The sequence below is a fragment of the Undibacterium sp. GW821-FHT11H02 genome (assembly GCF_058808015.1).
Genome location: NZ_JBXARG010000020.1, coordinates 17,061 through 34,191 on the forward strand (window position 1 = coordinate 17,061; position 17,131 = coordinate 34,191).

Here is a 17,131-nt window from a genome sequence, read left to right on the forward strand (position 1 = left end):
TAGCTCAGATTCTTATTTCAATTGCCAATCTGTGTCTATAGAGCTTAATCCTTGAATGCACTTCGTAGTTACATCGCAGCACAGCTACCGTTCACATAGGAAATTCACCGTTCATCACGCCAAATTCCCATTCATATAGTCAGCGTGGCTTGTGCCATGGCCTTCTTTTATTCTATGAGCTAGTAGTGACCTTGCGCGACAGATCGCAGACGTTGCTTCATTTTTTTCGGCCAGGAGTGATCGACATGTTATCCATAAAAAATCTGAATAAAACTTATGCCAATGGCGTACATGCCATCAATCAAATTAGCTTGGACATTCCTAAAGGTTTGTTTGGCTTGCTCGGGCCGAATGGGGCGGGTAAATCGTCTTTAATGCGCACCATCGCGACCTTGCAAGATCCAGACAGCGGCAGCCTCCATTTTAATGGTGTCGATGTCTTGCAGAATAAAGATGCATTGCGACGTCAGTTGGGTTACTTGCCGCAAGATTTCGGTGTCTATCCGAAAGTAAGCGCAGTTGATTTGCTGAACCACTTTGCTGTGCTCAAGGGCTTAAGCAATCGTGCGGAACGTAAAGAGATGGTGGAAGCCTTGTTACAGATGACGAATCTGTGGGAAGCGCGTAAGCGTGGTGTGGGGACCTACTCGGGCGGCATGCGTCAACGCTTTGGCATTGCGCAAGCCTTGCTCGGTGCGCCAAAATTGGTGATCGTCGATGAACCAACCGCGGGGCTTGATCCCGATGAGCGCAATCGCTTTCTCAACCTCTTGTCAAAAATTGGCGAAGAGGTCGTGGTGATTTTATCGACGCATATCGTGGCCGATGTGACGGATCTTTGTCCGCGCATGGCGATGATAGGTAAAGGCCAGGTGCTAGTGAATGGAGAGCCGAAGAGCGCGATTGCTGAACTGAATAATCTGGTGTGGCGTCGTAGCGTGAGTGAAGCCGCTTTAGCCGACTTTGAAAAACGTTTTACGGTGTTGTCGACCCGCTTGGTCGGTGGCAAGCCCGTCATTAATATTTTCTCTGACACCCAGCCTGATGATGGCTTCATTCAGGTCGAGCCTGATTTAGAAGATGTCTATTTCCTGCAATTGCGCAGTATGCAAACGCGTTTAGCGGCTTAAATCAAAATTGGGGAGTTTATTATGTGGTTTGAATTCTTTCAGTTTGACCTGCGCTATCAACTGCGCCAATGGATGTTGTGGATCACGACCGTACCCATGATGGTCATTGCGTTTGTCAGCGCTGGCAGCGATGGTGCGCGCATAGGCGGAGCGATCGGAAATATCCATTTGAATGCGCCAGTGGTCATTGCGAATCAACTGGGTATTCTGAGTATTGTTGCGATGTTCTTGGTGACGGTATTTATTGCCGGTACCGTGCTACGTGATCAGGAGGTGGGTATCGCCGATCTATTGTTTGCGACACCGATGCGTAAATTTGATTACCTGCTCGGTCGCTTCTTGGCGGGTTTCTTAGTTTGCCTCGTGATTTTTGCTTTGGTAGTGCTGGCGATGTTAATCGGTTCGACCATGTCTTATATCGACCCTGAACGTTTGAGCGAATTTAGTGTAGCACCGTATCTTTGGAGCTTCTTTGTCTTCATCGTGCCGAACTTGTTATTCGTGTCTGCCTTGTTGATGTTGTTGGCTGCGACGACGCGTTCGCTGATTTTGGTGTATGTCGGTGTGTTGGCTTTTATGGTGTTGTGGGCAGTAGCAGGGGCTTTGCGTAGTTTTCCCGGTGCGGAAAATGTAGCGGTCATGCTCGACCCGTTTGGTGTGCGCGCATTGGCTGAAATGACCAAGTATTTTACGAGCGAAGAATCGAATAATCTGCTTCCTAGCTTTAGCGGCATCTTGTTGTTCAATCGTGTGTTGTGGTCGTGCGTCTCTTTAGCCTTGTTTGCAGCGACGGTGGCTTTCTTCAAGCCGCAACGATTGGGAACGGGTAGTGCATGGTTCGGCAAATTATGGTTTGCCAAAAAGACGAAGGAAAAGCCTATCCTAGCTGCTAAGGTTTTGCCACAATTCACGCCAAAATTTGACCTGTCAGTAGCATGGGCACAATGTTGGAGTGAGATGCGCTTCGACACCAAGGGCGTATTGAAGAGTATTCCCTTTCTCGTGATGTTGTTACTGGCCTTGGCCAACTTTATCGCAAACTACATGATAGGCGGCGCGCTAATGGACAGTGTTCCTTATGCCTTGACCCGTTTAATGTTGGAAGAATTGGCGGGGGCGATCAACTTTGTGTTGGCCATTATTTTGCTGTTCTACAGTGGTGAGCTGGTTTTTAAAGAACGACAAGCCAAGATTGCCGATTTGCGTAATGCCATGCCCGTGCCGAATTGGGTGCCTATGGTGGCAAAAAGTGGCGCCTTGATTGCTGTGGTTTTTAGCTTTCTATTTGCCGGCGTGCTCTTAGCCATCGCTATTCAGAGTTTGCGAGGCGGCGCAGCTATCGAGTTGGGTCTGTATGTGCAAGGTACAGCCATCAATGCCATGTATTTCATCTTTATTGGCTTAGCCATGCTGGCGCTGCAAGTGCTCGCCAATAATAAATATGTCGGCTATGTATTGGGTTTGGGCTTGTTGATGTTGAGTAGTGCCTTGAACAGTCTCGATATCAATCTGCGTCTTTTGGATTTCGCTTCTTTGCCGCCTTTGCAGTATTCCGATTTGAATGGCTATGGTCATTTTCTGATTGGATGGATGTGGTTCGCCGTGTATTGGAGTGCCTTCACACTGGTTTTGTTGTTCCTTGCTCAAGCTTTTTGGGTGCGTACCTCCAGCCAAAACTGGCGGGCGAGATTGGTATCTGGTTCACGCGCTCTGTTTTCATTGCGAGGTGGTGTGGGCATCGGTATGTTCGCAAGTGTGACGGTTTTCGTCGCCACTGGCGCTTGGATCTATCACAACACGACGCAATTGAATCGCTACGAATCGAAAAGTGCAGAGCTTGATCGTCAGGCTGATTACGAGAAAAAATTCCGCAAATATCTTAGCGTAGCGCACCCTAGTATCACTGCAGTGAAAGCCGATGTAGACATTTTTCCGTATGAGCGAAAAGTGACGATTCAGGCGCAATACGTGATGCAAAACAAAGGTCAGAGCGATGTCGAATTATTGCAATTGAAAACGGATCTTGATGCGCAAACGAGTTTTCAGAATCTGCCGGCACATCAAGTGGTTGTCGATGATAAGCGTCATGGCTACAAGGTACTGAAGTTGAGTCAAGCCATCAAGCCTGGGGCGAGTTTAGCCTTGCAATTTAAAGTCGATGTGGTTCGTCGTGGTTTTACCAATAGTGGCGCGGCTGATCCCATTAATGAGAATGGTACTTTGTTTGCATTCGAAAATTTCTTCCCGCGTATCGGCTATGATCAATCCGGGGAAATCGAAGACAAAGCCGAACGTCGCGAACGCGGCTTGGGCGCGCAAGCTGGCGTGCCAAAATTGGAAGATCAGCAAGCGAAAAATTACATGTTCTGGAAGCTATGGGGATTTGATGCTGACCTGATGGATTTTGAAACCACGGTATCGACTAGCGCAGATCAAGTCGCGATTGCGCCCGGTGATTTGCAAGGATCGTGGGAAAAGAATGGTCGACGTTACTTCCATTACAAAATGGACAAACCGATTTCTCCTTTCTTTTCCTATCAATCGGGTAAATGGGAAGTGAAGAAAGCTGATTGGAAAGGCGTACTGATTGAAATCTATTACGATAAAAAACATCCCTACAATATCGATAGTATGGTCAGTGGTGCGCAAGCAGGTTTGGAATACTTGAGTTCGAATTTTGGTGCGTATCCACATAAACAAGTGCGCATCTTAGAGATTCCCTTGTACCAAACTTATGCGCGTAGTTTTCCCAATACCATTCCTTTCTCAGAAGCTCTGGGTTTCATCAACGATTTACGTGATAAGAATTCGGTGGATCACGTGTTCTATGTCACTGCCCACGAAATTGCTCATCAATGGTGGGGGGATCAGGCTATCGCTGCCAACGTGCAGGGTAGTGGCATGGTGACAGAAAGCTTGGCGGAATATTCAGCCTTGATGGCAACGGAAAAGCAGTTCGGTGCAGAAAAAACGCGTCATATTCTTCGTTCAGATTTGAACAAATATTTGAGCGGACGCGGCAAGGAACTGAAAGAGGAACAGCCTTTGTTCAAAAACGAAGGCCAGATCTATCTGCAATATCGTAAAGGCAGCATGATCATGTATCGTCTGCGCGAAGAAATTGGTGAGGCTGCGGTCAATCGTGCATTAGCAAAGTTCATGGATGCTTACCGTTATCAGACACGTCCCTATCCAACTAGCGCCGATGTGATTCGCTACATCCGCGAGGAGACACCTGCGGACAAGCAAGAGTTGATTACGGATATGTTTGAACGCATCGTTCTGTACGATAACCGTGTGCTCGATGCCAGCGCTAAGCAAAGAGCTGATGGTCAGTGGGATGTGACGATGAAAGTCCAACTGGCGAAACTGGAAGCGGATAGCAAAGGGAAAGAAAAAGCACGTGCTTACGATGAAGCGATTGATGTTGCTGTTTTCTCCCGTAAGGAGGGGGCGCCAGAACGTGAAGAACGTGTGCTGTTACGCGAAAAACGTCAGTTGCCTAGTGGTGAATCTGTCTTGACTTTCACGGTTAAGGACAAACCATATGACGTGGGTGTTGATCCTTATCATTTGCTGATTGATAGAAAGACCGAGGACAATCGTAAGGTGGTTAGGTTTTAACTAGATATGACAAAATAAGTAAGAGCAGGGTGGCAAATTATTTTGTCGCTCCCTTCTCCCGCAAGCGGCGAGTTGGAAATGCGGGGGCGGGGAGTCAAAGCATGCTTTGACGGGCGTTCAGATTCGGATGATATTTTTCAACGCACAAATATTTAAAAATTCGCCCTGTTTAGTGGTATTCAAACACTTTGCTGTCGCTGAACTACCCTCACCCTAGCCCTCTCCCGCTTGCGGGAGAGGGGACTTGCGTAAGTAACTGTATAAAAGACTCGTCACATTATAAATGCGAAACAATCACGAAATTTCTACAGCCGATTAGCTTGTTTAAACTCAGCAGCACGACGGCGCGACATGCTGACTTTGAGATCGCCTTTTAATGTGAGCGTCATACCACCAGACGTATTGGTGACCATGTTTTCCACAAAAGCCATGTTGACGATTTGGCTGCGGCTGACGCGTAGGAATTTACTGGCGTCGAGTCGGGCTTCTAATTGATTCAATGAGCGCAGCATTAATGGTCGTTGTTGATCGAAATAGACACGAGTGTAATTGCCCTCTGATTCGAATAAAGCGATTTGATCTAAAGCGACAAACCAGCAGCGCTCACCATCTTTGATAAATACTTTTCCATCGGATGCTAAGCTTGTTTGCTCGTCACCCGACTTAATTTTAAGCATCGCTTTCTGCACGGCTTGTGCGAAGCGCGCTGGCTCTATCGGTTTGAGTAAATAATCGAGAGCGCTGACGTCAAATGCACGAAGCGCGTATTGATCAAATGCGGTTGTGAAGATAACTTCAGGAGTGTCATCTAAACTTTGTAATAAATCAAAGCCTGTTCCACCGGGCATCTGTATGTCTAAGAAAATCAAATCGGGCTCCGTTTTGCGGATTAATTCTTGTGCCTCGACGATGTTGGCTGCTTCTGCCACCACTTCTAATTCCGCGTGTTGCTTGAGCAAGCGCTTCAATTCTTCACGAGCCAAGCGTTCGTCGTCGATGATCATGACCTTCATACAGTAGCCTTTCTGTCGAATTGCGTGTCGTCAGGTAAGTAAATGCGCGCCTTGACGCGATCGTCCTCTTCAAAAAGCTCACATGAGGCTAGTTCGCCGAACAGTAGAGATAATCGTTTTCTCGCGTTTTGTAGTCCTAGCTGTGTGGATTCGCTGCTGGTGCTGAGTTTGCCTTGATTGGCAACGATGATTTCGACGCCAGTGGGAATACGTCTGGCGAGTAATTGGACTTCACACGGTGCCATACTGGCTTCGACACCATGTTTGATCGCGTTTTCTACCAAGGTTTGTAAAATCATTGGCGGTAAAGCCAAGTTCTCCAACGAGGTGTCGATTTGCAAGGAAAACTGTAAGCGCTCTTCGAAGCGCAATTTTTCCATGGAGAGGTAGGCTTCTACAGCTTTGATTTCATCTGCTAGTTTGACTGTTTGTGCTTGGCCAGCAGTTAAGCTGTGGCGCATCATGCCGGCTAGTTGTCCGATCGCATGGGCTGCTGCTTGTTGATCTTGGAATACCAAAGCACGAATAGTGTTTAGGCTATTAAAGAAAAAATGCGGGTTCACTTGTGCCTGCAAAGCTCGCAATTCTGCATCTTTGACGTTGAGCTCAAGTTGGAGTTTTTCCAATTCAAACTGGACCAGTTTACGCTGGGAATGGGCAATCGCGTAGCATAAAGTCCAAACCAAAAAAACCACGAACCATAAGAAAATCAGGAGCGAAGTCAGTAACCACCAGGCTTCGTCGCCTTTAAAAATATCGCCGTCTCTGAAGAACCAGTCGGCAAAGATCACCACGCCAAATTGGATGATGGAAATAAGTAGCAGTCCAAAAAAAATTTTCGCGATCGGAAAGGCTTCTTTGCGCACAAACCATCGTTTCTTTTTCAGATAGGCACGCCATTGATGCGACAGCAGAAAACCTACGAAGGCGCAGAATAATTTAGCGACGGTAAAGGAAATGAAGTTGTCGCCTTTGTTGGCGGACGTGGTCAATATCATGAAGACACAAAACACGGTCCAGCCTATGGCTTGCGCCAGCCAATAGTTGCGCGATGAGCCGCTAAACATGCTTTGCTCAGCAATCGTCATCGCAATTGCATTGGTTCTAGCATTAGTTTGTGATGTTTCCATAGGGCTCGTGCAAGCTGGCTTGATGCTGTGATCGCTCACCATTAGGCATTTTCAGCAAGCGGTAAATATGTGTTGATGATCCATGAAAAATGGGGAATAACCGCGATGATTATTCCCCGTTCTCTACAAGATTTCTTGCAATGACAATTACTCAGCAGTTTTACGACGCGTAGTTGCTTTCTTAGCAGCCGCTTCTTTCGATGACGCAGCAGCAGTCTTAGTCGATGCCACCTTGACACGAGCACCGGTAGGGATCTTCGCTGCACGTGGTTTCTTCACTGCGGCATCACCCGTCGCAGAGGCACGTGGCTTAGTTACTGCTTTACGTGCAGGCTTGTCACCAGCTAACTCAGCCGCTACTTTGCTGACGCGTGGTTTGCGTGCAGGTTTTTTCTCATCTTCCAAAGTCGTTTGTATTGCCATCATATCTGGCGTCACTTCAACAGGTGCTGCTTTCGAGCGTGAGCGTTTTGGTTTCTCTTCGTCCATAGGACCCGCAGTCATTTTCGAGGTACGCTTCGCTGCGCCCATTTTGACTTCTTTGCCGCCCCACAGCTCTTCTAAACGGTAATAAGCGCGGATCGCAGGTTGCATGATGTGAACAACCATATCGCCCAAATCGACCAGTACCCACTCACCCGTACCTTCGCCTTCCATGCCGACGATATTGCCGCCGTTTTCTTTGACCTTATCACGCACTGCCGCAGCGAGTGCTTTGGTTTGGCGGTTAGAAGTACCAGAGACCACGCAAACGCGATCAAACAGGCTGGTGATTTCGGTGGTGTCGAAGATTTGTATGTCTTGACCTTTAACGTCTTCTAATGCGTCGAAGACCAAAGTTTGCAGTTTTTTAATATCCATAATTGCCTATCTATCTGAATTTTTTTGAATCTCGGTGTGAAGCTAAATAATGATGCTAATAAAGCCGAACCAATTAATCGTAAATTTGTTGCTTTTGAAGGTAGTCTAACACCTTGCGTGGAATTAGCGAGGTGGTTTCCCTGGTTTGCCCTTGTTGCTGCAATTCGTTGCGAATTCGTGTTGCAGAAATATCCCAAGCCAGATCAGTTTCTAGCCAGGTTTTGCCAAAAGAGCATTGCTTAAGATCTTCAATAGCGCCATTTGCTTGCTGCCAGAGCGCGGCAAATTCGCTGGGTAATGTGTCGAGTTGCAAGCTGTAGCCAGGTCTTGCGGCAACGACGATATGTGCCAATTTAAAAATTTGTTGCCAGTTTTTCCACGTTGCGAAATTGTGAAATTGGTCGGCACCAATTAGCAAAATAAGCGCGATCTCCTCATTTGACTGAGCATTACCCCATTGAGATCGCATGTTAGTTAAAGTATCGACCGTGTAGCTGGGTATCTGCGCAGCGGCACGTTCTATCTCTTGTTGGTCTATGCTGTAGGGCACAGATAATTGCTCATCAAATGCCAATTCCAACATCTTTATTCTTTGTTCGGCGCTTGCTTTTAAACCCGCTTTTTGCCAAGGTTGGCCAGCTGGAACTAAGCGCACTTCGTCGACCTTGAGCAGCTTTGCAAAATGCTGCACCAGTGCGACATGTCCGTTATGGACGGGATCAAAACTACCGCCAAAGACCAACACCGAGCGTTGGATCCTTGTTGCTGCTGCAGAATCGGAAGGAGCGGATTTTACACCCATTCCTTGTGCACCAAAAAGTCAGTCGCCAATTTGGCTTCTGCACTACCTGCTTCAGGCTTCCAGTCGTAGCGCCATTTGACGATCGGTGGCATGGACATTAAGATCGATTCAGTACGACCACCGGATTGCAGGCCAAATAAAGTGCCGCGATCAAATACCAGATTGAATTCTACATAGCGGCCACGACGGTAGGCCTGGAAGTCGCGCTCGGTTTCGCCATAAGCGAGATCTTTGCGGCGTTCGAGAATAGGGCGGTAGGCTTTGACAAAACTATCACCAACACTCTTAGTCATCGCAAAACTTTGCTCAAACGATTGCTCATTAAAATCATCAAAGAAAATGCCACCCACGCCGCGCGCTTCTTTGCGATGTTTGAGATAAAAATACTCGTCACACCATTTTTTAAAACGTGGGTGCAAATCGGCACCAAATGGCGTTAAGGCATCTTTGCAGGTTTGATGAAAGTGCTTAGCATCTTCTTCAAAACCGTAATACGGCGTCAGATCCATGCCGCCGCCAAACCACCAAACGGGATCTTTGCCCTCGGCGTAGGTAGTGAAAAAGCGCACATTCATGTGAACAGTCGGCGCATAAGGATTGCGTGGATGCAGTACCAAAGAGACACCCATTGCTTCCCACTGACGACCCGCCAATTCTGGACGGCTTGCAGCAGCTGATGGCGGTAAGTTTTTCCCCATGACATGGGAAAAATTCACACCACCACGCTCAAATACAGTGCCTTCTTCAATCACACGTGAAATCCCGCCACCACCTTCCGGGCGTTCCCAGCTATCGGTAATAAAACGGCAGCCATCGACTTCCTCCATAGCCGCAACGATGGAAGCTTGTAAGCCTAGTAAATACTCTTTAACGGAATTAGCGTCGGTCATGATTAATGAAATTCTTTAAACCTCTCAACACAGAGGCACAGAGATGAGGAGGAAAAGCAAAAGAGAGTGTCCTTGATTGCTTTGTTTTTCTCTTGTCGTTCCTCTGTGTCTCTGTGTCTCTGTGTTGAGAGGTTTTAATTTAGATGTTTGTGATCAGTGCTTAGACTCAATGCTTGCGATTCAGTGCACGCCAGCCAATATCTTTACGATATTGCGCGCCTTTAAATTGGATTTTTTCAACCACATCGTAAGCATGCTTTTGTGCTGTTTTGACCGAATCACCCAAGCCGACCACGCATAAAACGCGACCACCCGTTACGCTGAGTTTGCCGCCATTGAGTGCAGTGCCTGCGTGGAATGTGATGCAATCGGCGGTTTCTGCTGGGATGCCCGTGATGTCCGCACCTTTTTCCGGCGAGTCTGGGTAGCCAGCTGCTGCCATCACGACGCCCATCGCTGTGCGTCTATCCCACTCTAGTTCTATCGTATCCAGCGTGCCGTTGACTGCGTGTTCCATGACAGTGACTAAATCCGTTTTCAGGCGGGACATAATTGGCTGCGTTTCTGGGTCGCCCATACGGCAATTAAATTCAAGAGTTTTAGGATTACCCTGATCATCAATCATCAAACCCGCATACAAGAAACCAGTGAACACGATGCCATCTTTCGCCATACCTTGGACGGTGGGCTGTATGATTTCGCGCATGACACGTGCATGTAATTGTGGTGTCACGATAGGTGCAGGGGAGTAAGCGCCCATGCCGCCTGTGTTCGGACCCTGGTCATCGTCGAGTAAGCGTTTGTGATCTTGGCTGGTCGCTAAAGGCAAAATGTTTTTACCATCGACCATGACGATGAAACTGGCTTCTTCACCTGCTAAAAACTCTTCAATCACGACGCGGGCACCCGCATCGCCCAGCTTATTGTCGGACAACATCATATCGACTGCAGCATGCGCTTCTTCGGCTGTCATCGCAACGACAACGCCTTTGCCTGCCGCCAGGCCATCGGCCTTGATGACGATAGGTGCGCCTTTTTGATTTAAGTAGTCGTGAGCAGATTGCAGATCAGAGAAAGTTTGGTATTCCGCCGTTGGAATGTGGTGGCGATGCATGAAGGCTTTGGCGAAATCTTTGGAGCTTTCTAATTGTGCGGCTTCTTTGCTCGGGCCAAAAATTTTTAAGCCTTTGTCACGGAAGGTATTTACGATGCCAGCTGCCAATGGTACTTCTGGACCGACTACCGTAATGCCTATGTGTTCTTGAATAGCAAATTCTGCTAATGCATGTGGATCACTGATATTGATATTCTTGAGATTTTTGTCCAATTCCGTACCACCATTGCCTGGCGCTACAAACACGGTTTGTACACGTTCTGATTGTGCTAATTTCCATGCCAACGCATGTTCACGCCCACCGGAGCCGACTACGAGAATTTTCATTTTTTTACTCTTGAACTTAAGTGTCAATTGATCTTGATTTGCTATGCCATTTTCAGGCAATACAAAATTGCTAAAGTCTTGGCCTTAGTCTTCTAGGATGGCGTTGGTGAAAACCTCTTGTACGTCATCGAGGTTTTCTAATGCATCAATAATCTTTTGCATCTTGATCGCATCGTCACCTGTGAATACGGTTTCGGTCTGAGGCTTCATCACAACTTCCGCAACTTCTGGTTTAAAGCCTGCTTTTTCTAAGGCATCTTTAAGCGCTGATAAATCGTGTGGTGGACAAGTGACTTCAATACCGCCTTCGTCGTCGGTAATCACATCGTCAGCACCCGCTTCTAAAGCTGCTTCCATCAAGGCATCTTCATTTGTGCCCGGTGCGAAAAACATTTGACCGCAGTGGGTGAACAAAAACGCTACTGAGCCTTCTGTCCCCATATTGCCGCCAAATTTACTGAAAGCATGACGCACCTCAGCCACCGTACGCACACGGTTATCAGTCATGCAGTCAACGATAATTGCTGCGCCACCTATGCCATAGCCTTCGTAGCGAATTTCTTCATAGTTGGCACCTTCCAAAGTACCGGCACCGCGTTGTATCGCTCGCGTGACGTTCTCTTTTGGCATGTTCGCGTCAGCTGCTTTATCGACGGCCAAACGTAAGCGCGGGTTGGAGTTGACGTCCTCACCACCCATGCGCGCTGCTACCGTGATTTCTTTAATCAAGCGCGTCCAGATCTTGCCGCGCTTAGCGTCTGTGGCTGCTTTTTTATGCTTAATGTTGGCCCATTTACTATGTCCTGCCATGATTGCTCTTTCTAAAATTGGCAATACTTTGCATTGATTGATGCTTATTTACGGCAATTTTTATCATTCGCTAACAATTCAGACATGTCGCGATGGAAACTTTGCAAAGGATTGGTTTTATAATGAAGACCGCTATTCTAACATAGAGCACTTAGGCAAAACCGTCCCTGACTTTGTCGGACAGCGAGGATAAGCTAAGTTTTCGATGTAGATCTGAATAATTATCTCTTTTTACTCATTTTAAACTCGGGCAAATCATGTCAAAACCCCTCTTAGTCGCGAAGTCTATTGCGAAAAATCAAACTTTTGATCTTCATTTGCTTTCTGATTGGGCGAATCGTCATGGTTGCATTACTGGCGCAACCGGCACCGGTAAAACCGTTACTCTGCAAGTCTTGGCGCAGTCTTTTTCTGATATTGGTGTACCGGTGTTTATGGCCGACGTCAAAGGTGATTTGTCCGGCATGTCTCAGGCAGGGCAATTGTCGCCTAAGATGCAGCAACGCTTAGACATGTTGGCGGTAGCCGCACCAGCCTGGCAAGCTTGTCCTGTGACCTTTTGGGACGTCTTCGGTAAGCAAGGTCATCCGGTGCGTGCGACTATCTCTGATCTCGGTCCTCTGCTGTTAGGCCGTATGTTGAATCTAAATGAAACCCAAGAGGGCGTGTTGCAATTGGCGTTTAAGATCGCCGATGACAATGGCATGTTGTTGTTGGATGTTAAAGACTTACGTGCCATGTTGCAGTACCTGGGTGATAACGCATCGGAATTTCAAACCGAATACGGCAATATTTCAGCTGCCAGCATAGGTGCGATACAACGCGCTTTACTAGCAATGGCCGAACAAGGTGGCGAAGAATTTTTCGGCGAGCCTATGTTGAATCTTGACGACATGATGCAAACCGATACTAGCGGTAAAGGGTTTATCAATATCTTGGCGGCTGATCAGCTCTTGCAATCACCGCGGTTGTATTCAACATTTTTGTTATGGATGCTGTCCGAGTTGTATGAGAACCTGCCGGAAGTAGGTGACGTTGAGCAGCCTAAGATGGTGTTTTTCTTCGACGAAGCGCATCTCTTATTCGATGAAGCACCCAAAGTATTGCTACAAAAAATCGAGCAAGTGGTGCGCCTGATACGTTCTAAAGGTGTGGGTGTGTATTTCGTGACGCAGAACCCGCTTGATATTCCCGATACGGTATTGGGACAATTGGGCAATCGCGTACAACACGCTTTGCGTGCTTACACACCACGTGATCAGAAAGCCGTGCAGGCAGCCGCCGAAACCTTCCGGCCAAATCCTGAATTAGATACCGCAGCGGTGATCAGCGAATTAGGTGTGGGCGAGGCCTTGATTTCTTTCTTAGATGAAAAGGGGCGTCCTAACATAGTTCAACGCGGATTTATCGTACCACCCGCATCACAAATTGGTGCGATCACACCAGAACAAAGAAAAGCCATCATGGCGAGTTCTATCGTCGCAGGTGTGTACGAGAAAGCGATTGATCGTGAATCTGCTTACGAAAAAATTAAAGGACGTGTAAATCAAAATTCGGAACCAGCGAGCTCAACTACGCCACCAGTCGCAAATGACAATGAAGCTTGGGGGCGTGGCTCACATTCAACACAGCCAGCTTCGCAACCGCAACCCCAGCAACCGGCGCCGCAAGAATCTGAGGGCGGCGGTATTGCCGGGGCTTTAGGTGGAATGTTTGGAAATTTATTTGGTGGATCTGGCATACGTCGTCGTGATAATGTGGCTGAGACTATGGTGAAGTCAGCTGTGCGCACTATAGGCTCACAAGTGGGGCGTGAGATTATTCGTGGGGTGTTGGGGTCAATTATGAAGAAGCGCTAATTTTTAACTTGCTAATGTAAGTTGGTGCTGTTTGGGGAGTGATAGGTTCGGCGATAATGTGATGTTCGCATGCTTGGCGTTTGCAGGTCGGGTGTGGCCCGACAGCCAATTACCTTTTTTGCTTCGCCAAAAAAGGTAATCCAAAAAAGGCGACCGTAGACTCGCCCCTACGGGGTGCTTACGCTACGCTTCAGCATAATTTGTGCATCCCAAAAAATGGGAAAGTGTTGAAACTCGCTACGCTCAGACAACAACACTTTCTTATCCATTTTCTGTGAAGCACAAATTACATCGTCTTAAACGGGGGTAGGTCAAAAGCAACGACCTACAACTGCTATACGAAAAATGATTAACCGTCGATGCTGATTGTTTTGATGTTGGTGTTGCTTTTGACTTTCATCCACTTCTGACACTGCTAATTGTGCAGGACAGAAAATGGATAAAGAAAGCTTCGTTGTCTGAGCGAAGCGAGTTTCGAAGCTTTCCCATTTTTTGTCCTGCACAATTGGGAAGCCGAAGGCCAGTGGCAGCGTGGTCGCCTTTCTTTGCTTCCTTTCTTTGGCGAAGCAAAGAAAGGGAGTGGCTGTCGGGCCACTCCCGACCTACAGGCAGTAAATCAACAGAAAAAACTAAATAGATAAAACCAACGATAATCTACAATTCAAGGATCAAGCTGAGAGAACACCATGCACATCAAACAACTAATCACCATAATCCTATTAACCACAAGCCTAACAATCACATCCACCGCAACAGCCCAAGTCACCGTCAAACCCCTAGTCATAGGCGAATCCCTAGAGCTAGCCTCCAAAACCATGCAAGAAACCAGACGCATCAATGTCTATTTACCCGACGGCTATCAACAAGATCAATCAAAATCTTATCCCGTGATCTATATGCCAGACGGTGGTATCGCTGAAGATTTTTTACATATTGCAGGGCTGATGCAGGTGTCGATGGCAAATGGAACGATGCGACCGTTTATTTTGGTGGGGATAGAAAATACGGTGCGACGTCGTGATCTCACCGGACCTAGTGAAAGTGAATTAGATAAAAAAGCGATTCCGAATCTGGGCGGGGCTGAAGCTTATCGCCGTTTTTTGACTAAGGAATTAATTCCCGCAATCGAACAGCGTTATCGCACTACGCAAGAGCGCGCATTGCTTGGCGAATCCTTGGCGGGGCTATTCACGATAGAAACCTTGTTTCACACGCCAGATATGTTCCAGACCTATATCGCGATAGATCCTAGCTTGTGGTGGAACGATGAGCGTTTGACCAAGCAGTTTGCGGAAAAATTGCAGGCGCAGCCTTTGCTCGCGAAGAACCTGTATTTTGCTAGCAGCGGACAGCGTGGCATGGAGCAAGTGATTAAGAATTTTGCTGAGATGTTGACAATGAAAAAACCGCAAGCTCTGAACTGGACCTACGAACACTTTGCAAAAGAGACGCACGCGACTATATATCATCCCGCCGCTTTGCTTGCGTTTCGTCAATTGTTTGCACCTGAACCCGTAAAGAAATAGATATTAGTCTCGGCGTATCCACGCCATAGGAATATCCGCTTCCAGGTCGCCATCGGGACGGCGCACGCGTTGTTGAAAATGGCCTTCAATCTCAAATCCTAAGCTTTGATAAAAAGCGATCGCTTTGAGATTGGATTGGCGCACAAATAGTTCGACCCGCAAGATATGTGGGCGGTGTAGCTTTACCTCATCCAGTAAAGCGCTGAATATCGCGCGTCCAACCCCGGTACCTTGAAACTTAGGGTGCACCGCGATCGTAAGATCAGACAAAATATGGGCGAATAATTTAGGGAAGGGGGGATAGGCATGTATCTCGCCGACGATTTGTTCATCTACTTTCGCGACATAGCAGATGCCGCGTGAAATTGAGCTAACTAAATTGTGGCGGATATAGTCGTCAGTGATTTCATCTTCAGTCCGGGCAATACCTCCACCTTGCCGCGCGACACTTTGATAGAGTGCTTTGATGCCGTCGAAGTCGCTTAGTACGGCGTGATGTAGTTGATGCCGAGTGTTCTTATCCATAGTAGGCTTGGTTTCAAATAATGATGGTACGCATAAAAAAATAAGCATAAATGAAAACGGAGTCGATCGGCTACTTAAACTAGTCAGTTTGCAGGCTAACTCAAGGTATTTGAAAAAATGGTATAACTCAGCCTCATTTTGTGATCATCTATCTCTTTGTCAGGAACTGTTTTGGATCAAGCCGCCGCTCAGCGCCGCAATCATTTGACAGGCTTAAGTTTAGCGATTGTCGGTGCCATTTTGTTTTCTGCTAAAGCCATCGTTGCAAAATTGATTTATCGTTATCAGGTCGATGCGGTGACCTTGATTGCTTTTCGTATGCTATTTTCTTTGCCTGTATTTGCCGCTATCGCGATCTGGCAGGCCTGGCGCCATCCGCCTTTGTGTGCAGCGGATCGTTGGCGTCTGCTGGCTCTGGGTTTGGTTGGCTATTATTTATCGAGTTTTTTAGATTTTTTGGGTTTGCAATATATTTCAGCCGGCTTGGAACGTTTGATTTTGTTCTTGACGCCGTCTTTCGTTTTGTTCATCCATGTGCTGTGGTTTAAACGTCAAATACGTCCCATCGAATACTTGTCTTTGCTGATTGCTTATCTGGGAATCGTTTTAGTTTTCTTGCATGATTTATCGTTCAATGGTCAGCAAGTCATACTAGGCGCAGGATTGGTACTGGGTTCGGCGATTGCCTATGCGACTTACTTGATACAGTCGGGTGAAATGGTGGCACGCATAGGGTCTTTGCGTCTGGTTTCTTATGCTATGTGTGTTTCCAGCCTGGCCTGTATCGCGCAGTTCTTTCTTTTGCGTCCTGCAAGTATGTTAGTTCAGCCCGCGCAAGTCTTATCCTTATCTTTAGTAAACGCCATTGTCTGCACGGTATTTCCTGTGTTTTTGACGATGTTTGCGGTCAAGCGTATTGGTGCGCCAAGTGCCTCTCAAGCGGGCATGATAGGACCAGTTTCAACTTTAATTTTAGGCTCTGTGTTTTTGAATGAGGCGATTAGTAGCTGGCAAATTGCTGGTGCCAGTTTAGTGATTTTTGGCATGTATTTACTGAGTAGAAAATGAGGCAACTCTGGCGCTTGAGTTCTGATATATCGCCCTTAAAACCTGTCTAAATACTTCTTTTTGTTAGTTTGCTTACCAGATTAATGCTACGGACTAGTCTAATACAAGCAAAACAACATATACTGAATCTTTATGTAGTTTGCCTCACCAATCCGATATTTGGAGACAGTCAAGACTGTCCAATACTATGACTGAAGAAAAACAAATTGAAACTGATAATGAAAATAAGCGTACCGATGACGGTAGCCCTAAATTTGGTCGTTTGTTACTAGTGCTTTTATTTGCGGTTGCTGTGATTGTTGCGATTACCTTTGCAACTGAGGCTTACCATGGTTTGTAATTTTTTGTGACCAGCATAAACCGACCAAGTTTGAATAAGTGATCGCAATACGATGTCTACACGCCTTAATCTAGCTAAAGTAATTGATTGGATCGGCATTTTTTATCTGCAT

14 protein-coding genes are annotated in these 17,131 nt (G+C 46.9%); 6 read left to right on the plus strand and 8 right to left on the minus strand.

Features of this window, described 5'->3' with window-relative positions:
- Nucleotides 1–245: 245 nt before the first annotated feature.
- Nucleotides 246–1,130, plus strand: coding sequence for an ABC transporter ATP-binding protein (locus tag AC1RR2_RS17315; protein WP_493223526.1), 885 nt, complete (start codon nucleotides 246–248; stop codon nucleotides 1,128–1,130).
- 21 nt (nucleotides 1,131–1,151) lie between these two features.
- Nucleotides 1,152–4,754: an ABC transporter permease/M1 family aminopeptidase gene (locus tag AC1RR2_RS17320; protein ID WP_493223527.1), complete on the plus strand. Its 3,603-nt coding sequence runs from the start codon at nucleotides 1,152–1,154 to the stop codon at nucleotides 4,752–4,754.
- A 305-nt stretch (nucleotides 4,755–5,059) separates the two neighbouring features.
- On the opposite strand, the gene AC1RR2_RS17325 is transcribed toward AC1RR2_RS17320, so the two are convergent.
- From AC1RR2_RS17325 to AC1RR2_RS17355, 7 genes are all read right to left on the minus strand, one after another.
- A complete protein-coding gene (locus AC1RR2_RS17325; RefSeq protein ID WP_493223528.1) occupies nucleotides 5,060–5,767 on the minus strand; it encodes a LytR/AlgR family response regulator transcription factor in 708 nt (235 codons plus the stop codon).
- Nucleotides 5,764–6,897: a sensor histidine kinase gene (locus AC1RR2_RS17330; protein WP_493223529.1), complete on the minus strand. Its 1,134-nt coding sequence runs from the start codon at nucleotides 6,895–6,897 to the stop codon at nucleotides 5,764–5,766. The genes AC1RR2_RS17325 and AC1RR2_RS17330 overlap by 4 nt, the downstream gene beginning before the upstream one ends.
- A 147-nt stretch (nucleotides 6,898–7,044) precedes the next feature.
- Nucleotides 7,045–7,758 (minus strand): ribosome silencing factor, encoded by a 714-nt coding sequence (gene rsfS / locus AC1RR2_RS17335; RefSeq protein ID WP_493223530.1) that lies wholly within the window; start codon nucleotides 7,756–7,758, stop codon nucleotides 7,045–7,047.
- A 73-nt stretch (nucleotides 7,759–7,831) separates the two neighbouring features.
- Complete coding sequence (nadD, locus tag AC1RR2_RS17340) at nucleotides 7,832–8,560, minus strand: nicotinate (nicotinamide) nucleotide adenylyltransferase (RefSeq protein WP_493223531.1); 729 nt, start codon at nucleotides 8,558–8,560, stop codon at nucleotides 7,832–7,834.
- Complete coding sequence (gene hemF / locus AC1RR2_RS17345) at nucleotides 8,551–9,450, minus strand: oxygen-dependent coproporphyrinogen oxidase (protein ID WP_493223532.1); 900 nt, start codon at nucleotides 9,448–9,450, stop codon at nucleotides 8,551–8,553. The genes nadD and hemF overlap by 10 nt, the downstream gene beginning before the upstream one ends.
- Before the next feature lie 166 nt (nucleotides 9,451–9,616).
- Nucleotides 9,617–10,891: a phosphoribosylamine--glycine ligase gene (gene purD / locus AC1RR2_RS17350; RefSeq protein WP_493223533.1), complete on the minus strand. Its 1,275-nt coding sequence runs from the start codon at nucleotides 10,889–10,891 to the stop codon at nucleotides 9,617–9,619.
- An 84-nt stretch (nucleotides 10,892–10,975) separates the two neighbouring features.
- On the minus strand, nucleotides 10,976–11,701 hold the full coding sequence (locus AC1RR2_RS17355; protein ID WP_493223534.1) for a YebC/PmpR family DNA-binding transcriptional regulator: 726 nt from the start codon (nucleotides 11,699–11,701) through the stop codon (nucleotides 10,976–10,978).
- A gap of 257 nt (nucleotides 11,702–11,958) precedes the next feature.
- Between AC1RR2_RS17355 and AC1RR2_RS17360 the strand changes: the two genes are divergently transcribed.
- Complete coding sequence (locus AC1RR2_RS17360; RefSeq protein WP_493223535.1) at nucleotides 11,959–13,560, plus strand: helicase HerA-like C-terminal domain-containing protein; 1,602 nt, start codon at nucleotides 11,959–11,961, stop codon at nucleotides 13,558–13,560.
- Between the two features lie 686 nt (nucleotides 13,561–14,246).
- Nucleotides 14,247–15,086, plus strand: a complete 840-nt coding sequence (locus tag AC1RR2_RS17365; protein ID WP_493223536.1) for an alpha/beta hydrolase — start codon at nucleotides 14,247–14,249, stop codon at nucleotides 15,084–15,086.
- 3 nt (nucleotides 15,087–15,089) lie between these two features.
- On the opposite strand, the gene AC1RR2_RS17370 is transcribed toward AC1RR2_RS17365, so the two are convergent.
- A complete protein-coding gene (locus AC1RR2_RS17370) occupies nucleotides 15,090–15,611 on the minus strand; it encodes a GNAT family N-acetyltransferase (RefSeq protein ID WP_493223537.1) in 522 nt (173 codons plus the stop codon).
- A gap of 171 nt (nucleotides 15,612–15,782) precedes the next feature.
- On the opposite strand from AC1RR2_RS17370, the gene AC1RR2_RS17375 reads away from it, so the two are divergent.
- Together AC1RR2_RS17375 and AC1RR2_RS17380 are read left to right on the plus strand one after the other, a co-directional pair.
- The gene (locus AC1RR2_RS17375; protein ID WP_493223538.1) at nucleotides 15,783–16,679 is read left to right on the plus strand and encodes a DMT family transporter; all 897 of its coding nucleotides are present in this window, start codon (nucleotides 15,783–15,785) and stop codon (nucleotides 16,677–16,679) included.
- Between the two features lie 187 nt (nucleotides 16,680–16,866).
- Nucleotides 16,867–17,019: a hypothetical protein gene (locus AC1RR2_RS17380; protein WP_493223539.1), complete on the plus strand. Its 153-nt coding sequence runs from the start codon at nucleotides 16,867–16,869 to the stop codon at nucleotides 17,017–17,019.
- Nucleotides 17,020–17,131 lie beyond the last annotated feature (112 nt).